The 16,663-nt window shown below is 64.9% G+C and carries 15 protein-coding genes; 4 read left to right on the top strand and 11 right to left on the bottom strand.

Annotation, left to right across the window (positions count from 1 at the left end; all coding sequences use genetic code 11):
* Positions 1-12 precede the first annotated feature (12 nt).
* Both EPN80_RS13640 and EPN80_RS13635 read right to left on the bottom strand, forming a co-directional pair.
* Complete coding sequence (locus EPN80_RS13640; protein WP_293028149.1) at positions 13-1,341, bottom strand: arylsulfatase; 1,329 nt, start codon at positions 1,339-1,341, stop codon at positions 13-15.
* 70 nt (positions 1,342-1,411) lie between these two features.
* Positions 1,412-2,722, bottom strand: a complete 1,311-nt coding sequence (locus EPN80_RS13635) for an MFS transporter (protein WP_293028122.1) — start codon at positions 2,720-2,722, stop codon at positions 1,412-1,414.
* A 104-nt stretch (positions 2,723-2,826) separates the two neighbouring features.
* Between EPN80_RS13635 and EPN80_RS13630 the strand changes: the two genes are divergently transcribed.
* The 3 genes from EPN80_RS13630 (at position 2,827) to EPN80_RS13620 (ending at position 5,567) form a co-directional block, all read left to right on the top strand.
* Complete coding sequence (locus EPN80_RS13630; RefSeq protein ID WP_293028119.1) at positions 2,827-3,738, top strand: LysR family transcriptional regulator; 912 nt, start codon at positions 2,827-2,829, stop codon at positions 3,736-3,738.
* A gap of 65 nt (positions 3,739-3,803) precedes the next feature.
* Positions 3,804-4,811, top strand: a complete 1,008-nt coding sequence (locus EPN80_RS13625) for an aromatic ring-hydroxylating dioxygenase subunit alpha (RefSeq protein WP_293028116.1) — start codon at positions 3,804-3,806, stop codon at positions 4,809-4,811.
* A 93-nt stretch (positions 4,812-4,904) separates the two neighbouring features.
* The gene (locus EPN80_RS13620) at positions 4,905-5,567 is read left to right on the top strand and encodes a LysE family translocator (protein ID WP_293028113.1); all 663 of its coding nucleotides are present in this window, start codon (positions 4,905-4,907) and stop codon (positions 5,565-5,567) included.
* Positions 5,568-5,596: 29 nt separating this feature from the next.
* Here the strand turns inward: EPN80_RS13620 and EPN80_RS13615 are convergent, their stop codons facing one another.
* Genes EPN80_RS13615 through EPN80_RS13605 form a run of 3 tightly spaced genes read right to left on the bottom strand, consistent with a single transcriptional unit; the run spans position 5,597 to position 8,727 of the window.
* On the bottom strand, positions 5,597-6,433 hold the full coding sequence (locus tag EPN80_RS13615; protein ID WP_293028110.1) for a class III extradiol ring-cleavage dioxygenase: 837 nt from the start codon (positions 6,431-6,433) through the stop codon (positions 5,597-5,599).
* A gap of 42 nt (positions 6,434-6,475) precedes the next feature.
* Entirely contained in the window at positions 6,476-7,525 is a 1,050-nt protein-coding gene (locus tag EPN80_RS13610; protein WP_293028107.1) for a phosphotransferase, read from the bottom strand.
* Positions 7,522-8,727: an acyl-CoA dehydrogenase family protein gene (locus tag EPN80_RS13605; protein ID WP_293028104.1), complete on the bottom strand. Its 1,206-nt coding sequence runs from the start codon at positions 8,725-8,727 to the stop codon at positions 7,522-7,524. The genes EPN80_RS13610 and EPN80_RS13605 overlap by 4 nt, the downstream gene beginning before the upstream one ends.
* Before the next feature lie 248 nt (positions 8,728-8,975).
* Between EPN80_RS13605 and EPN80_RS13600 the strand changes: the two genes are divergently transcribed.
* Entirely contained in the window at positions 8,976-10,091 is a 1,116-nt protein-coding gene (locus EPN80_RS13600; RefSeq protein ID WP_293028102.1) for an NADH:flavin oxidoreductase/NADH oxidase, read from the top strand.
* Between the two features lie 51 nt (positions 10,092-10,142).
* On the opposite strand, the gene EPN80_RS13595 is transcribed toward EPN80_RS13600, so the two are convergent.
* The 6 genes from EPN80_RS13595 to EPN80_RS13570 all read right to left on the bottom strand — a co-directional run bounded on the left by EPN80_RS13595 (position 10,143) and on the right by EPN80_RS13570 (position 16,503).
* Entirely contained in the window at positions 10,143-11,327 is a 1,185-nt protein-coding gene (locus tag EPN80_RS13595; RefSeq protein WP_293028099.1) for an acetyl-CoA C-acyltransferase, read from the bottom strand.
* A 50-nt stretch (positions 11,328-11,377) separates the two neighbouring features.
* Positions 11,378-11,980: a Spy/CpxP family protein refolding chaperone gene (locus tag EPN80_RS13590; RefSeq protein WP_293028096.1), complete on the bottom strand. Its 603-nt coding sequence runs from the start codon at positions 11,978-11,980 to the stop codon at positions 11,378-11,380.
* 202 nt (positions 11,981-12,182) lie between these two features.
* Positions 12,183-12,713: a Spy/CpxP family protein refolding chaperone gene (locus EPN80_RS13585; protein ID WP_293028093.1), complete on the bottom strand. Its 531-nt coding sequence runs from the start codon at positions 12,711-12,713 to the stop codon at positions 12,183-12,185.
* 27 nt (positions 12,714-12,740) lie between these two features.
* Positions 12,741-12,881 carry a hypothetical protein gene (locus EPN80_RS13580; protein ID WP_293028090.1) on the bottom strand — a complete coding sequence of 47 codons (141 nt, stop codon included), beginning with the start codon at positions 12,879-12,881 and terminating at the stop codon, positions 12,741-12,743.
* Positions 12,882-13,142: 261 nt separating this feature from the next.
* Positions 13,143-14,696, bottom strand: a complete 1,554-nt coding sequence (locus EPN80_RS13575; RefSeq protein ID WP_293028087.1) for an alkaline phosphatase family protein — start codon at positions 14,694-14,696, stop codon at positions 13,143-13,145.
* 172 nt (positions 14,697-14,868) lie between these two features.
* On the bottom strand, positions 14,869-16,503 hold the full coding sequence (locus EPN80_RS13570) for a methyl-accepting chemotaxis protein (protein WP_293028084.1): 1,635 nt from the start codon (positions 16,501-16,503) through the stop codon (positions 14,869-14,871).
* Positions 16,504-16,663: the final 160 nt, after the last annotated feature.

Genomic DNA, 16,663 nt, shown 5'->3' with positions numbered 1-16,663 from the left:
GGCGGGGGTTACTCAGTCAGGTTCGCCGGGCGGCGTGTTCGGATGGATTTTGACGCTTTCCTTGAAGGTGCGCACCAATTTGAGCATCGGCCCCAGCACCCACGTGTTGCGTGTCAGGATATCGGTTTCCTCTTTCGGGTCTTGGATCAAATGGAATAGATACGGCACCTCGAGTTTCCTGGCGCCGCAATTGACGGCAGGTTCCCAGACCAGATGCAATTTCCAGTCGCGCCATTTAATCGCACGCAGTTCTTCCTTGATATAAAAGAGAAAACCCTCGCGATTCGATTTGGCTTGTTGGCCGAGCAGGAAATTGAGCTGGCTCACGCCGTCGATGGGTTTCTCCTGCGGCAGGCGCGCGCCGGCAAGTTCGCCCAAGGTTGGCAGCAGATCGACCACGTGAACGATTTCATTGTTGACGTTGCCCGCTGGAATTCGTCGGGGCCAATGCGCAATGAACGGGACGCGCAAGCTACCTTCCATCGCAGTGTGGTACGTGCCGGTCCACGGGCCGGCGGTGCCGCGATACGGAGCCCGATATTCCGGGCCGTTGTCGCTGCAAAAGATCAACAAGGTATTCTCGGCGATCCCTAGCGCGGAGAGCTCGTCGACGATTTGGCCGACGCGGAAATCCATCTCCGCCAGTGAATCGGCGAATTCGCCCAGACCGGTCTTGCCGTCGAAATCGGCATGCGGCAGGGTCGGGAAATGCAGATGAACCATCGGCAGATACAGGAAGAACGGGGTATTGGTCGATGCGTGTTGTCGCATGAAGCGTCTGGAATGCACGACGAGCTCCTCGTCGATCGTGCGGCGCGTTGCAAGGTCGTATATCTTGACGTTATGCGATGGCTCGCCCTTCTTGCCGGTCATGATGTAGGGGAGTTCGACCACCGACGGGTCAAAGCCGACCGATGTCGTGAACTGCGTTTCGTCGGTGGTCCGCGGAATACCATACCACTCATCGAAGCCGCGATCGGAGGGATATCTCCCCGGTACGTCGCCCAGATGCCATTTGCCGAAATGCGCAGTGGCATAGCCTGCTTCCGAGAGCATCTGCGCGAGCGTCCACTCGTCTTGCTTCAGGCCCTGCGGCAAGCCGGGGGGCACCGACTGGAATGCGCCGGTGCGAATCGGGTGGCGACCCGTCATGAGTGCACTTCGGGTCGGAACGCAGTCGCTTTCGACGTTGTAGTTGAGCAGTCGCATGCCGCTTGCGGCCAATGCGTCGATACGAGGGGTTGCCGCGCCACGCATCATCTTGCCGCCGCCGTAGCAGCCGAGTTCACCCCAACCAAGATTGTCTGCGACGATGAGTACTATGTTCGGTCGTTCCATGATTTCACTTATTGCTTGTTTCCGGGATTCGGGGTTGGGCTTGTCGAGGCGACCCGTGCGCCGCGCAGTGGATTCAATCCTGTTGGAGGTGGGCGCCATAGCGACGCAAGCTGATGCCCAGGCAAATCACGCTCAGCAGGGCCGCTGCGGCAATATAGGCGGCCGGCGCCAGATTGCTGTGCGTGCGACTGATGGCCCAGGTGAGGATCATCGGTGCGAAGCCGCCGAAAATTGCCACGGTGAGGTTATGTGTCAATGCCAGGCCGACGGTTCGCACGCGGGCTGGAAACAGCTCGCTGAGCACGGCTGGGATCGGACCCTGATAAGCGCTTACCAACAAACCCAGGACGATGCATAGCGCCAGAAAGACAGGCGTCGTCGGGCTTGCGGCCAGCAGAGAGAACAATGGCACGACGCTCACGCCGAATATGACCGCAGCCCCCAGCAATACGCGCAGGCGTCCCGCCCGATCGCCCAGCGCGCCGGCGATCGGACAGGCAAAGATTTGAATGGCTCCCATCAGCAGGGTGCCGGTGAAGGCTATTGACGAGGGAATGCCGAGTTGCCTGACGGCAAACGTTGGCATGAAAAGAATAATCACATACGACGACGAGGTGACCAGGATATAGACCCCAATCGCCAGCATCAGCCGCAGCTTGTGGTCAGCGAATGTCTCGCGCACCGGGCTGTGCGCTTTACTGGTATTGAGAAAGACGGGCGTCTCGCTGACACGGCGGCGAATGAAGTAGGCCACAGGAATGATCGTCAACCCAAACAGGAAAGGTATGCGCCAGCCCCAGGCGAGCAATTGAGCAGTACTCAGAGAGCGGGTCAGCATCACGCCGAACAGCGACGCGAGCACTGCCGTGGCACCTTGCGCGGCCATTTGAAAACTGGCGTAGAAGCCGCGTTGCGCGGGCGGGGAATGTTCGACCAGGAAGCTGGTTGAGGAGCCGAACTCGCCGCCCGCGGAGATGCCCTGGATCAAACGTGCGGCCACCATCAACGCTGGCGCGGCAATGCCGACCGCCTGATAGGTGGGCGCCACCGCGATGATCAGGGTGCCCAAGGCCATCAGCGCAATGCTCAGCGTCAGCCCCCGCTTGCGGCCGTGGCGATCGGCATAGGCGCCGAGCAAAAGGGCGCCGAGAGGGCGCATCAGATAGGACGCGCCGAATGTGCCCAAGGTCAGCAACACCGACGTGAGCGGGTTGCCTGCCGGGAAGAACAGTTTGGCGATGGTCAGCGCGAAAAAGCCGTAGACCACCAGATCGAACCACTCGAGGGCGGTGCCGATGGTCGCGGCGGCGACCGCATGGCGCAGGTGTCGGCGGGCACTGGCGTCGGGCGCGTCAGCTTGGCTCGAGAGGGAAAACTCTGGCATGACCGGGTCTCCGGATCGTGTTTGTAGTGGTAGGCAAAGTATTGATGTCGCGTTTGGCGCGTGCAAGTATCATTGGTGTAAATTCAATAACCATTGGTTATCTCATGAATCTCGACGATCTTCGCTATTTCCTTGCCATTGCCGAGACTGGCCTGCTGCATCGAGCCGCCGCCCAGACAGGCGTTAGCCAGCCCGCTCTGACCAAGGCCGTGCGACGCCTGGAGGCGCAAGTGGGCGTGCCGCTGTTCGAGAGGCACGCCAAAGGCATGCGACTGACGCGCTACGGCGAGATCTTCGTGCGCGGGGCGGCCACGATGCAGCTCAGGTATCGGGAAACCCTTGATCTGATCGGCGAATTACACTCGGGAGAACTGGCAACGGTGCGCGTCGGAACGACGCCTGCGGCGGAGCCGCTTGTGGCGCGGACCTTTGTTGCCCTGCAACGTGCTCGTCCGGCGCTGCGCATCGAGATGAAAATTCGTCTGTCCGACGCACTTTTTCATGCCCTGGCCTCGAGCGAGGTCGACGCCGCGGTGGCCCCGGTGCCTGCCGACGTGCCGGCTGGTCTGGTGGTGCGGCCGCTAAGCGAGGATCATGTCTGGATCGCGTGTCGCAAAGGCCATCGAATCCTGCGTGAGAGCAAACCGCTGTCGGCCCACAGCCTGGCACGCGCGGCATGGGTTTTGCCCGGTCAGTCCGTGCCGGTGCGCCAGCAGATCGAAGCGTTATATCGGCAGCTCGGTCTGGACGCGCCTTCGGTTCAGGTCGAGAGTGAGTATGGTTCGGCATCGGGCGTGTTCTTCATCCTCGCAAATACCGACCTGCTCGGCATCTGCAACAGCCAGCAACGCAGCATCGCCGAACGCCTGGGGTTGCGCATGGTCGATGTGGAGAACGCCCACTGGCGGCGCACCATTGGCCTGTTTACCAGACAGTCCGGCGAACTGTCGCCGTTGACCGAGACGTTTGTCGACCACCTCCGTCGCGAAGCGCTCGCCGTTGGAAACGACGGGTAACAATCGCCATGGGCCGGCATGGCACAATCGGCCTATCCCGGCCACCTACAGGAGCATTGCCCGCGATGTTCGTCCCCAGTGAGCACTGGTATCCCGTTCTGCAAAGCCGCGAACTCGGTCGCAAGCCGTTGGGCGTCGAGCGCTTCGGGCGCAGGCTGGTGTTCTGGCGCACGGAGGACGGCCGGGCGCATGCCCACCCCGACCGTTGCCCGCACCTCGGCGCGCAACTGAGCCGGGGCGCGGTCGATCGAGATTGCCTGAGCTGTCCGTTTCATGGATTCGCATTCGATGCGCAGGGGCAGTGCCGCCGGATTCCGGCCATCGGCCGTCAAGGCAAGATTCCCAAGGGCATGGCACTCGAGGCTTTTGCGGTGCGCGAGGCGCACGGCCTGCTCTGGCTCTGGTGGGGCGCGCCCCGCGAAGTCTACCCGGAGCTGCCTTTCTTCCCGGAATTGGACGACGGCTGGCGTTATGGCACCGAGACGGTCGAATGGCCGGTGCATTACACGCGCGCGATCGAAAACCAGCTCGACGTGGCGCATTTGCCGTTCGTCCATCGCACCACCATTGGCGCGGGCGGGCGAAGTCTTGTCGAGGGGCCCTACATCGAGAGCGACGACCACGGGATTCGGGTGTGGGTGACCAACGCCGCGGATGTCGGGCAAAGTCCCCGCACCCTGGCCGAGCTTGCGACTGCGGCCGCAGGCGCACCCCCCGGACTGCACTTTCGCTTTCCCGCCTTGTGGCTGCTGAATCTGGGCGAGCGCCAAAAGAACATGATTGCGTTCGTGCCCGTGAACGAAAGCACCACGCGCTACTATCTGCGCTTCTATCACCGCGTGCGCAATCCGCTGCTGGCCAGGCCGCTAGAGTTCATCATGGGGCTGAGCAACCGCTTCATCCTGAACCAGGATCGCCGTGTGGTCGTCACGCAAACGCCGCGCGACAGCGCGCACGCCGAGCAAGACCGCCTGATCGGCGCGGATCGCGCTATCATCGAATTTCGCCGCTGGCACCGCCACATGCGTGATATGCCTCCGGCACCGATCGCGATGCCTGCCACCGAGCGCTAATATGTCGCGAGTCGCATCGCGGCGGCGAGGTCGCCGACCGCATCGACCCCTGGTCGGACTTGATGAGTCGCCAGGCACATCACAGGAGACGCCATGCTGGATTTATCGACACTGGGCACGTTCATTGCCGTGGTACTGGGCCTGTTCTTGATTCCGGGCCCGGCGGTTTTGCTGGTACTCACGCGTACCGTGCAGGGCGGGCGCCGCGTGGGGATCGCCACCGGGCTGGGAATCGCCACCGGCGACGCGCTCCATACGCTGGGCGCCTCGATCGGCCTGTCGGCGCTGCTGATGACTTCGGCGCTGGCTTTCAACGTTGTCAAATGGGTGGGGGCTGCCTATCTCGTTTACCTCGGTATTCGCGCACTGCGGACCAAACGCGCTCAAGCGGGTGCGCCAGCCAGCGAGTTCGCCCAAGTGCCCGAGGCTTCACAGGCGGCCAGGCCGCTGAGCGCCGGCCGGGCTTACCTTCAGGCGATTCCGACCGAGGTGCTCAATCCCAAGACGGCGCTGTTTTTCCTGGCGTTCCTGCCGCAGTTCGTCCACGTGTCGCATGGCGCGCCGTTTATGCAGTTTGCGGTGCTGGGCGCGATTTTCGCCATGCTCAGCGCGCTCTATACTTCGTTGATTGCGCTGACTATCCGGCCGTTGAGCCGGGTACTCAAACGGCTTGTATGGCTAAAGCGCTGGCAAAACCAGGTCATTGGCCTGATATTCATCTCCCTGGGCCTCAAGGTCGCCACGCAGACGCGCTAGCCGGCCAGGTCATTCATTCGATCGATCAATCATGCCGTCTCGGTGGCGGCCCGCTGGCTGCCGCCGAACATAAAGCTCGACACGCTGAGCGCGCCGGCGAAATCGTCCTCGTGATAGACCAGCGTGGCCGCCTCATGCTCGGCCGCGCCGAGCGCAACCATCAGCGGCAGCAGATGTTCCTCGCGCGGGTGCGCCTGGCGTGCCGACGGTGCCGTCTCCCAGTCGGTGAGCGCGGCGCTGCGGCGGGCCGCGTCGGTGTCGGCCAGGGTATGCCGCAGCCAGGCGTCGAAGGCCGCGGACGGCGCTTTGCCGGCCGGACCGAACGCCCGCAAGTTGTGATAGCTCAGCCCGCTGCCGATGATCAGTATGCCTTCGTCACGCAGCGGTGCGAGCGCGCGCCCGAGCGCCAGGTGTTCGCGCGGATCGAGCCCGTGCCTGAGCGAGAGTTGCACGGTCGGCATGTCGGCATTGGGGTAGATGACCGCCATCGGCGCATACATGCCGTGGTCGAAGCCGCGTTGCGCGTCGAGCCGGGCGGCTATGCCCGCGCTCTCGAGCAAGTCATGCACCCGGGTCGCCAGCGACGGCACACCCGGCGCCGCGTAGGCGATCTGGTAGGTATAGTCGGGAAACCCGTAATAGTCATAAATCATCGGCGGTCGCGGGTGCGCCATCGCAGTGAACTCGGGGGCTTCCCAATGCGCCGAGATCATCAGCACAGCCTTGGGGGGCGCGACCGTCAAATGCGGCATTTGCCGCAGCGCCGCCGCCAGGCGATCGTAGCGGCCGGCCAACTGGTCGGTCATCCAGGGCCATGGCCCACCGCCGTGGGAAATAAAAAAAGTCGGGAGTCGGGGCGAGGTCATGGGGGCCTTCGAGTGGGTGGTCGTGGTTTGCCTGTCTTCGGTTCAGGCGCCCATGCGCTCGGCCTGCTGCCATGCCAATTGCGCGATGCGCTCGAAGCGGGCGGCCATGGCCGGCGCGTTGGCGCTGGCTGCGGTGCCGCGTGCCAGACGCCCCTTGATGCCGTGGACGATCGCTGCGAAGCGGAACATATTGAAGGCGATATAGAAATCGAGATCGGCGATGCCGTCGCGCCCGGTGCGGCGGCAATAGCGCGCGACGTACTCGGCCTCGTCGGGAATGCCGAGAGCGGCCAGATCGGCACCGGCGATGCCGCCGAGAATGTCGGGCGGCATGCGGTACATCATCACGTGATAAGCGAAGTCGGCCAGCGGGTGCCCGAGCGTCGACAATTCCCAGTCGAGCACCGCCAGGATGCGCGGCTCGCTCGGATGAAAGATCATATTGTCGGCGCGGTAGTCACCATGCACGATGGCGGTCTCGTCGGCCGGCGGGATGTGCTCGGGCAACCACGCCAGCAGCCGATCCATGTGCGGGTCGCGTCCGGCGTCGGTGTCTTCGAGATACTGGCGCGACCAGCGGCTGATCTGCCGCTCGATATACCCGCCGACGCGCCCGTAATCGGCCAGGCCGAGCGCCGTGTAGTCGAGCTGATGCAGCGCGGCGAGCGTGGCGTTCATCGCATCGAAGTAAGCGTCGCGCTGCACGGTCGGCACGCCGGGGAAGGTCGCCTCCCAGAAGACGCGGCCCTCGACCATGTCCATCACGTAAAACCACGTGCCGATCACCGAATCGTCGACGCACAGGCCATGCACGTGCGCGACCGGAAAACCCACGCTGGCCAGCGCGGTGAGCACGCGGGCCTCGCGGTCGACCGCGTGCGCGCCCTTGAGCAATTCGCCCGGCGGCTTGCGCCGCAGCACGTAGCTGCGCGCCGGCGTCACCAGGCGGTAGGTGGGGTTCGATTGCCCGCCCTGAAACTGCTCGACCGTGAGGGGGCCGCTGAAGCCGGCCACGTTGGCCTGCATCCACTCGGCCAGGCGTGCGACGTCAAAACGGTGCGCCTCGCGCACCGGCATGGTCGAGCCGCTCATCGATGGGCTCCCAACGCTTCGCGCTTGATTTTCTTGGCCAGCGCCCATTTGTGTACCTCGGTCGGACCATCGTAAATGCGGAATGCGCGGATTTCGCGGAACACCTGCTCGACGATCGTATCGCGCGTCACGCCGGTGCCGCCCATCACCTGTACGCAGCGGTCGGCCACGCGAAACAGCGCGTCGGACACCGCGACCTTGGCCATCGAGCTTTCGGTGGTGCCCAGCGAGCCCGTGTCGAGCACGTCGGCGCACCAGTCGATCATCAGCTCGGCCTGCTTGAGATCGATCAGGTTGTCGGCCAGCATGAAGCCGACACCTTCGTGATCGATCAGCGGCTTGCCGAACGCATGACGCCTGGTCGCATAGGCCGTGGCGATTTCGTGCGCGCGCGTGGCCGCGCCGTGCCAGCGCATGCAATGCGACAGGCGGGCCGGCGACAGGCGCACCTGCGCATACTTGAAGCCCTGGTCGACCTCGCCCAGCACGTCGCGCTCGGGCACGCGCAGGTTGTCGATCTCGATCACGGCGTGGCCGCCCGGCATGGCGCCGTCGATGGTATCGAGCACTCGCGCCACGCGAATTGCCGGGTGGGGCAATTCCACCAGGAACATCGTCGCTGTCAGTGCCTCGCCGGTCGAAGTCTTCGCCATCACGATGCCGACCCGGGCACCGACTGCGCCTGTGATGAAGGCCTTGCGGCCGTTGATGACCCAATGGTCGCCGTCACGCCGCGCGGTGGTCTGCAGCATCGATGGGTCGGAGCCCGCGCCGCCATCGGCGGCCGGCTCGGTCATGAAGAATGCCGAGCGCGCCTCGCCGGCGACCAGCCGGGCGAGATAACGCGCCTGCTGTTCGGCGGTGGCGACCTTGCCCAGGAGCAGCATGTTGCCTTCGTCGGGCGCGGCCGTATTGACCGCTACCGGCCCCAGCGGGGAGAGGCCGGAGCGCTTGAGCACCAGCGCTGTCTCGCGCTGGCTCAGGTGGCTGCCGTCGGGCAGGATGTGTGGGGTCATGACGCCGGCTGAGCGCGCCAGGGTGCGCAACTCATGCACCAGTTCTTCGCTGGGGCCATGGCTGCCATAGCGTGGATCGTGCTCAAACGGCGCGACGACGTCGCGCACGAACGCCTCGACGCGATCGGCAATCGCCTGCGCGCGTTCGGAGGTGCCGGTTCGGGGGGGCTGGTCGGGATGGTTCATGGCGTGAAGCTCTCTCGGTCAGTATGGACGGGCAGGGGCTTGCGCGTCTCGCAGGCTTCATCATAGCGACGAATCACCATCAATACATCGGCCCTCGCGATTTTCTCGCCCGGCAAGGGCGCTGGCGATGCTCGCACGCGCAAATGGCCGTTGCCATAAAATGCCTGCACAGTGTGGCCGGTGCGATCGGCGGGCAAGCGCCGCAGATCGGGCCGACCTCTTGCCATCGAACCAATCAGGAGCTTTCAGTGAGCCAACTTTTCCAGCCGCTAGCGATCGGCAATCTTCAACTGGATAACCGCATTGTCATCGCGCCGATGTGCCAGTACTCGGCCGAGGAGGGATCGGCGGGTGACTGGCACATGATTCACCTCGGCCACCTGGCGCTCTCCGGCGCGGGGCTTTTGATCACCGAGGCCACGGCGGTGTCGCCCGAGGGGCGCATCACGGCGAACGATCTCGGCCTGTATTCGGATGCCAACGAGGCCGCCCTGGCGCGAGTGCTTGCGGCGATCCGCGCGCACGCGCCGATTGCCGTGGCCATGCAGATCTCGCACGCCGGGCGCAAGGCGTCGAGCCAGGCACCCTGGGCGGGCGGGCGGCAAATCCGCCCGGGCGAGACGGGCGGCTGGCAAACCGTCGCCCCGTCGGCCGTGCCGCATGCCGAAGGCGAAGCGGCGCCGGCCGCGCTCGACCGCGCCGGCCTGGACAAAGTGAGGGCGGATTTCGTGGCCACGGCCCGTCGCGCCGCGCGACTCGGCATCGACGGTCTCGAGATTCATGCCGCGCACGGCTATTTGTTGCACCAGTTCCTCTCGCCGCTGGCCAACCACCGCGACGACGAATATGGCGGCAGCCTGGAAAATCGCATGCGCTTCGTGCTCGAAATTTTCGATGCGGTGCGTGCCGGATTTCCGGCCGACAAGCCTGTCTGGGTGCGCATCTCCGCCACCGACTGGGTACCCGGCGGGTGGGACATCGACGGCACGGTAGCGCTCTCCCAAGCGCTCAAGGCGCGCGGCTGCGCGGCGATTCACGTGACCACCGGCGGTGTCTCGCCGGCTCAGGCGATCAAGCTCGGGCCCGGTTATCAGGTGCCTTATGCCCAGCGCGTGAAGGCCGAGGTCGGCCTGCCGACGCTCGCGGTGGGACTCATCACCGAGCCGGAGCAGGCCGAGGCGATCATCGCCAACCACGAGGCCGATGCGGTGTCGCTGGCCCGCGCGATGCTCTACGATCCGCGCTGGCCCTGGCATGCCGCCGCCAGGCTCGGTGCCCAGGTGAGCGCGCCGAAGCAGTACTGGCGCTCGCAGCCGCGCGAGTTCAAGGATCTGTTCAAGGGGGCCAGCTTCGGCCAGCGGTAGTTCGCCGGCCGATCCCGCTCCCTCCGCCATGGGGCGCGGCGCGCGCCGTTGCTAGAGCATTTCCAGCGCCAGGGCGATGCCTTGGCCGCCGCCGATGCACAACGTGACCACGCCGCGCTTGAGTCCGTCGCGCAACATCGAATGCAGCAGGCGTGTCGTGAGCACGGCGCCAGTCGCGCCGATCGGGTGACCGTGCGCGATCGCGCCGCCCTCGACGTTGACGATATCGACCGCCAGGCCGAGTTCGCGCGTGCAGGCGATCGCGATAGCGGCGAACGCCTCGTTGATCTCGACCCGGTCGACCGTCGCCAGCGGCCAGTTGGCGCGCTCCAGCGCTTGCCGCACGGCCGGCACCGGGCCAAGTCCGAACATGCCGGGCGCGACCGCCGCGACCCCGTAGCTGACTAGGCGTGCCAGCGGCATCAGGCTGTGCTGCTCGGCCCAACGGCGCTCGGCCACGATCATCGCCGCCGCAGCGGTATTGAGTCCGGGCGCATTGCCGGCGGTAATCGTGCCGTCCTTGCGAAACGCGGGCTTGAGCTTGGCCAGCGACTCGACCGTGGTTTCGGGCCGGTTGTGTTCGTCCTTGGCGAACTGCTCCGCGCCCTTGCGCCCCCGGATCTCGACCGGCACGATTTCCTCGCCGAACTTGCCTGCCGCCTGCGCGGCCGAAAACGCCTGTTGCGAGCGCAGTGCCCAGGCGTCCTGCTGTTCGCGGGTGATGTTGAACTGAGTCACCAGGTCTTCCGTATGCCAGCCCGAGTGCTGCCCGCTGAACGCATCGTTCAGGCCGTCGTGCAGCATGCTGTCGATGACCGCGCCGTCGCCCATGCGCAAACCCCAGCGACCGTGCGGCAGGAGGTAAGGGGCCAGATCCATGTTCTCCATGCCGCCGGCGATGGCGCACTGAAGGTGGCCGCTGGCAATTTCCAGCGCGGCGCTGACGATCGCTTGCGCACCGGATCCGCATACGCGGTTGACCGTCATCGCCGGCACTTCGATCGGCAGGCCGCCGGCGATGGCGGCCTGCCGAGCCGGATTCATTTTGGCGCCGGCCTGGATGACCTGGCCGAAAACAAGGCTCTGGACCTGTGCCGGGTCGAGCTCGGCGCGCTTGAGTGTCTCGCGCACCACCGCGGCGCCGAGTTCAGTAGCCGGCACGCTCTTGAGCGTACCGTTGTAGGTGCCAATGGCAGTGCGCAATGGGGCGCACAAGACGATTTCCGGCAAGGACATTATGTTGCTCCTGTAGCAATAGGTGGGCGATCAAGGCAAGGCAAGGCGAATCACCAGTCCGACTCTTCGTCGCGGCGCCAGGCTTTGCGCAGCTTGTCCCGCTGTTCCTTGGTCAGCACCGCTTCGATTTGCCGATGCGCGGCGATCGATGCGTCGTACATTTGCTGCCGAAGCTGGCGATAGTTTTTCTCGGCCTGCTCGATGGCGGCGTTGTCGCGCTGCGGCGCCTGGTACAGGTCACGCAGTTTGGCCTGCTGATCCATGATCTGGCCCATCAGCGCCCAGTGCGCGCGCCGCGTGTCATCGTGAATGCGATTGATTTTCGCGAGCTGCTCCTGCGACAGACCGAGCTCGCTGCCCCAACCGTAGCCGCCATAGCGACCATAGCCGCCCATCATGCCCGGGCCCATGCCGCCGTAGCCACCGTAGCCGCCCATCATGCCCGGGCCCATGCCGCCATAGCCGCCGCCGTAACCGCCCATCATGCCGGGCCCCATGCCACCGCCGCACGGCCCGTAGCCGGGACCGTAGCCGCCCGGCGCAGCGGGGCTGTCCGCGGGCGCGGCATGTCCCAGTTGCGAAGCGCCAAACAGCGCAATGGCAAACGCACAGGCAATCAGCAGGTTGGAACGCTTGATCTCGGTGATTCTCATGATCGTTTCCTTCTCGTAATGACAACATCATGTGGTTGACAGTGAGTGCGAGGCCCCGCTTTCGCGCAAGGCGATCGGTCGCTTGGCCGGACGAATTGCTCAGGCAACGAAAGATTACGTTCTCAGTCTAGGAAAGCCAGGCCGGATGGCGTTGACCTAGGTCAAGGATGCGGAACAGCAGCGCCGGTATATCGAACCGGGGTTACCAGATCTGCTGGTCGTCGCGCAGCAGGTCCTGGTTGCGCTTGTTGCGCTGCCTGGGCGTGAGGATGGCGTCGATGCGTTGGTGTTCCGCTTTCGAGACGCGGGTCATCTGCCGCCGGAGTTGGCGCAGCGTCCGGAGGGCGGCGTCGACGGCCGGTTGGTCCAGCGTCGGCGCTCCGTACAGATCGCGCAGCCTGGCATGCTGATCCCTGATGGCGTCGAGCAGAGACCAGCGTTGCTGGCGTGCCTGATCACGAATATGGTTGATGGCGGCGCGTTGCGCGGTGCTCAGGCCGAGATCGCTGCCCCATTGGTAGGCGCCCGCTTTCTCGACCGTTGGCTGGCTTGCAGTGATGACGCCGGGCGGCAGGCCGGCCGCGGCCGCGCCAGACGAAGCGCTATTGCCTGCCTGCGCCAGGGCCGGAGCGGCAATGACGAGCAGGGCGACCAGCGCACAGCGCGTGCGCCATGCGAAGTGGTGCGTAGCCAGTAACTTTGGATATCGAAACGTCCGCGTGCCCATCGGCATCGAAAATGCGGTGCCGATGAATGCAGATCAGCGCGCACGCACCACACGCTGGATTTTTTGCGCCGCGACAGCGACGCCGTAGCCGAACGCGACAGCCACCATCAGCCACAAGCCGCCAAACAGCATGCCACCGCCGAATAGCCAATCAGGGTTGTACAAGGCGTGCATCGCATTCTCTCCAGAATAAAAAAACCGTCCGGCACGCTGGGCTGAGCCGCCGGACGGCTGCAAATCCCGGCAGGCATCCCCTCCCGACCGGGCGACGGAGACTGAACTTGCGCGCTGTTCTGCGCAAGACATCAGTGTCATGACGCCAAGTCTAAACAGAGCGGGAAGATGGAACTTGACGTAAGTCAAGGAAGCTGCGGGGGCCGCGGCACGGCGCAAACCCCGTGCCGGCGCGGGGGCTGGACAGGGCCGCGCCACAGCTCAGGAGAACGACGGCGCGCGGGGCTTTTGCGTGAAATCGAAACCGTCGAGGAGGTTGTAAGCCTTGGCGTCGCGCTCCTGCATCGGCGGCAGGTTGAAACGGGCTTCGATCAGGGCGAGCACCGATACGGTGTCGGCCACGCGATGATCGACATAGCCGCGCCGTGTCCACGGACTGACGAGCAGCGCCGGGATGCGCGTGCCGCAGCCATAGGCGTCGGGGCGCGGCGGCTTGACATGATCCCAGAAGCCGCCGCCCTCGTCGTAGGTGATCACCACCGCCGTCTTGTTCCATAACGGGCTCTCGCCCAGCGCGCCGAGCAGGCTCGATACCCACTGTTCACCCCAGCGCGGGGCCGAGTCGGCCGGATGCTCGTCATGCGCGCCGGTGGCCTTGATGAACGATACGTGGGGCAGGCGGCCGGCCTTGACGTCCTCGAAAAAATCGTTGCTGTCGCGCATGTGGCCGCCCTTGACGTTGGCGAACCAGCTCGGATAGTACTGAAACGGATTGTGGTGCGGCACGTACATGTCGATATTGTCGATCACGGCCGAGCCGTCGCCGGCGCCGAACGCGGTCTTCATCGCCCATGGCTTGACCGCATTCCAGTTCTCGTTGTACCAGGCCCAGGAGAGGCCGGCGGCGTTGAGCCGGTCGCCGATGTTTGGATAGGACTGCTCATCGGGCGGCGGCGCGATCTTGAGATTGCCGAACGATGCCTCGGTGGGGCCGTTGACCGGTGGCAGATCGTTGATCAGCACGCCCTGCGCGTCGTACGGCTTGTCGTACACGGGCGGCGTGAGGCTGCCCATCAGCTTGTGCGGCGCCGCGTGCCAGACCGCCGAGCGTGCGGCCGCCAGGTACAGCGCGTTGCCCGTCGAGCCGCCCGACATGGCCTGGAAGAAGTGATCGAACAGCACGTATTCGTCGGCCAGCCGGTGATACAGCGGCAGGTCCTCGCGCGTGTAATAGCCCAGCACCGCGCCCGACGGGGCTGACTCGGCCATCATCATTTGGACCGGATCGGTCAGTTTGGCGGCCGGGCCGTGCGGCTTTTTGGCCAGCGCCAGCGCGACGAAGCGATCCATCGCGCCGTTGTCGATCTGTGCCTGCATGCGGAAGAAATGGTGCTGCGGATCCCAGTGCACGTTGTGACTCGCGGGGATGTAGGGCGCGAGGTGAAACGGCTGGTTCTCGAGCAGGGCGCTCTGGAATCCGGGAATATCGTCGGGCACCGGCAAATACGCGTAAGGCACGCCCGCCGGGTTTTTCTGCAGGCCTGTGAAACGCCCGTCGACCTTGCCGTCCTTGTCCAGCAGGTTGTTGACGAACGCGCCGGACGGCGACTGGTAGGCGCCGAAATAATGATCGAAGCTGCGGTTCTCCTGGAAGATCACCACGATATGCTCGATCTTCTCGCGCAGTCCCTTGAGGTCGGACGGCGCGGGCGCCGCGTGTGCCAGGGTGGCGAAATTGGTGCCGGCGAACGCGGCGCCGCCGGCGGCGGCCATTCCTTTGAGAAAGTCCCTGCGGCTGGGTCGAATAATCGTCATGTACTGTTCCTGCGCGTCGATGAGTGAGGCGGCGGGCCTCGGCCGGTGGCGCCGAGGGCGGTAGCATCGCAAAGTAGCATCGCTATATGACGGATTTTTGATGGCTGAAAAAGTTTAACCGGGTCGCGGCGACGCGGCCAGCGCATCCGACTCTCGCCGTGCCTGATACCGCTTAGCGGTTGGCTATACGCCGGAGCGCCGGCCGGGATGCGGGCGCGATATCGCTGGATGTGGCCGGCTCGGCGCGTGCTGCCTCGCGGATCTGGAACGTCGCCATGGCCGTTTGCAAGTGCCGCGCCTGCTCGGCCAGCGATTGCGCAGCCGCGGCGGCCTGCTCGACCAGGGCGGCGTTTTGCTGGGTCATGCCGTCCATTTGCGTAATCGAGGTGTTTACCTGTTCGGCGCCGGCGCTTTGCTCGGCCGCGGCGGCGGCGATTTCCTGGACGATACCGGTGACGCGCGCCAATGCGCCGCGCGCTTCTTCGATGGTCGCGCCGGTTTTTTCCACCAACTCGGCGCCGGTGCCGACCTTGCCCACCGCATTGTGGATCAACGCGCGGATTTCCTTTGCCGCACTGGCGCTGCGCTGGGCCAGCGTGCGCACTTCGCCGGCCACGACCGCGAAGCCGCGCCCCTGTTCGCCGGCGCGCGCTGCCTCCACGGCGGCATTGAGCGCGAGGATGTTGGTCTGGAACGCAATGCCTTCGATCACGGCAATGATCTCGCCCATTTTCTTCGATTCGTCGGAGATGCCATGCATGGCGGTGACGGCGTCGGCGGCCATCTCGCCGCCCCGATCGGTGATCTGCATCGCGCTGGCGGCCAACTGGCTGGCGTGCCTGGCATGGTCGGCGGTCTGGCGCACCATCGAGGTGATTTGCTCCATGCTCGAAGCGGTTTCCTCGATCGACGCGGCCTGATTTTCGGTGCGGCGCGACAGGTCTGCATTGCCATTGGAGATTTCTCGCGCGGCGGCCGCAACGTTGTCGGCGGCAAGCTTGACCTGGCCGATGATCTGCGTGAGGGCATCGCGCATGCGACTGATGGCGCGCATCAGGCTCTCCTGGTCGCCGGCGCGCGTGCCGATGGGGATTGCCAGGTTACCCGAGGCGATGGCCTCGGCGATATGTGCGGCATCGGCCGGATCGCCGCCGATGGTGCGCAATATGCTGCGGTTGGTGACGGTCGCCAGCGCGCCAAGCAATAGCGCCATCGCCACGAAGATGCCGCCGGCGAGGTAGAGCGAGTGCATGAAGGCGGCGTCGATGTCGTCGACGTAGGCGCCAGTCGAGAGAATCCAGTCCCACGGCGCGTAGCGCAGCACGTAGCCGACCTTTGGCACCGCGCGCGCAGGCGTGACGTGCGGATGCGGAAACACGTAATCGACGAAGCCGCCTTGCGGGGCCTGCGCGGCCTTGGCGAAGCTCACGTAGTGGTGCCTGCCGTCGGCATCGGTGACATGGCCCAGATCCTTGCCGTCGAGCGCGGGCTTGATCGGGTGCATCACCATCTGCGGCTTCGAATTGATTACCAGGAAATAGCCGTCCTGGCCATAGCGGATGCCCTGCAAGCGTTCCAGCGCCTGCTTTTGCGCGTCCGCCTCGCTGAGTTTGCCGCTTTGCGCGAGCGCCGCGTATTCCTTGACAATGCCAAGGCCGATCTGCGCCGCGTTGACCAGATCGTTCTTGCGTTCATCGATGCGCGTCTGGCGCGCCATATAGGCTGCCGAAACAGACACCAGCAACAGCGCAATCAGGCTGATGAGCAAAGGTATCCAGAGCTTCTGGGTAAAACTGAGTCGGCGCATTCGAAAGTCTCCTCGAGGGGGCTGCCGCAGGGCCGTGCGTTGCGACCGGCTTGAAATGAAGTGCGAATGAGGTGCGGCGGCGAGCGGGCGCGGCCGTCTTGCCGGAAACGCCGGCGACGTGGCGAGGCCTGTCCTCTCCTGGTTATCGGCACATCGGCGG

Origin of the sequence: Pandoraea sp. (genome assembly GCF_004297875.1) — a bacterium.
Classification (GTDB): domain Bacteria; phylum Pseudomonadota; class Gammaproteobacteria; order Burkholderiales; family Burkholderiaceae; genus Pandoraea.
The sequence above is the reverse complement of the archived record's forward strand: the minus strand, read 5'-3'. Positions and strand labels throughout refer to the sequence as shown.

Bases quoted from the DNA above. Each gene is read 5' to 3' on its own strand.
- EPN80_RS13635 (WP_293028122.1), bottom strand. From the start codon at position 2,722: ATGCCAGAGTTTTCCCTCTCGAGCCAAGCTGACGCGCCCGACGCCAGT.
- EPN80_RS13630 (WP_293028119.1), top strand. From the start codon at position 2,827: ATGAATCTCGACGATCTTCGCTATTTCCTTGCCATTGCCGAGACTGGC.
- EPN80_RS13625 (WP_293028116.1), top strand. From the start codon at position 3,804: ATGTTCGTCCCCAGTGAGCACTGGTATCCCGTTCTGCAAAGCCGCGAA.
- EPN80_RS13620 (WP_293028113.1), top strand. From the start codon at position 4,905: ATGCTGGATTTATCGACACTGGGCACGTTCATTGCCGTGGTACTGGGC.
- EPN80_RS13615 (WP_293028110.1), bottom strand. From the start codon at position 6,433: ATGACCTCGCCCCGACTCCCGACTTTTTTTATTTCCCACGGCGGTGGG.
- EPN80_RS13610 (WP_293028107.1), bottom strand. From the start codon at position 7,525: ATGAGCGGCTCGACCATGCCGGTGCGCGAGGCGCACCGTTTTGACGTC.
- EPN80_RS13605 (WP_293028104.1), bottom strand. From the start codon at position 8,727: ATGAACCATCCCGACCAGCCCCCCCGAACCGGCACCTCCGAACGCGCG.
- EPN80_RS13595 (WP_293028099.1), bottom strand. From the start codon at position 11,327: ATGTCCTTGCCGGAAATCGTCTTGTGCGCCCCATTGCGCACTGCCATT.
- EPN80_RS13590 (WP_293028096.1), bottom strand. From the start codon at position 11,980: ATGAGAATCACCGAGATCAAGCGTTCCAACCTGCTGATTGCCTGTGCG.
- EPN80_RS13585 (WP_293028093.1), bottom strand. From the start codon at position 12,713: ATGCCGATGGGCACGCGGACGTTTCGATATCCAAAGTTACTGGCTACG.
- EPN80_RS13580 (WP_293028090.1), bottom strand. From the start codon at position 12,881: ATGCACGCCTTGTACAACCCTGATTGGCTATTCGGCGGTGGCATGCTG.
- EPN80_RS13575 (WP_293028087.1), bottom strand. From the start codon at position 14,696: ATGACGATTATTCGACCCAGCCGCAGGGACTTTCTCAAAGGAATGGCC.
- EPN80_RS13570 (WP_293028084.1), bottom strand. From the start codon at position 16,503: ATGCGCCGACTCAGTTTTACCCAGAAGCTCTGGATACCTTTGCTCATC.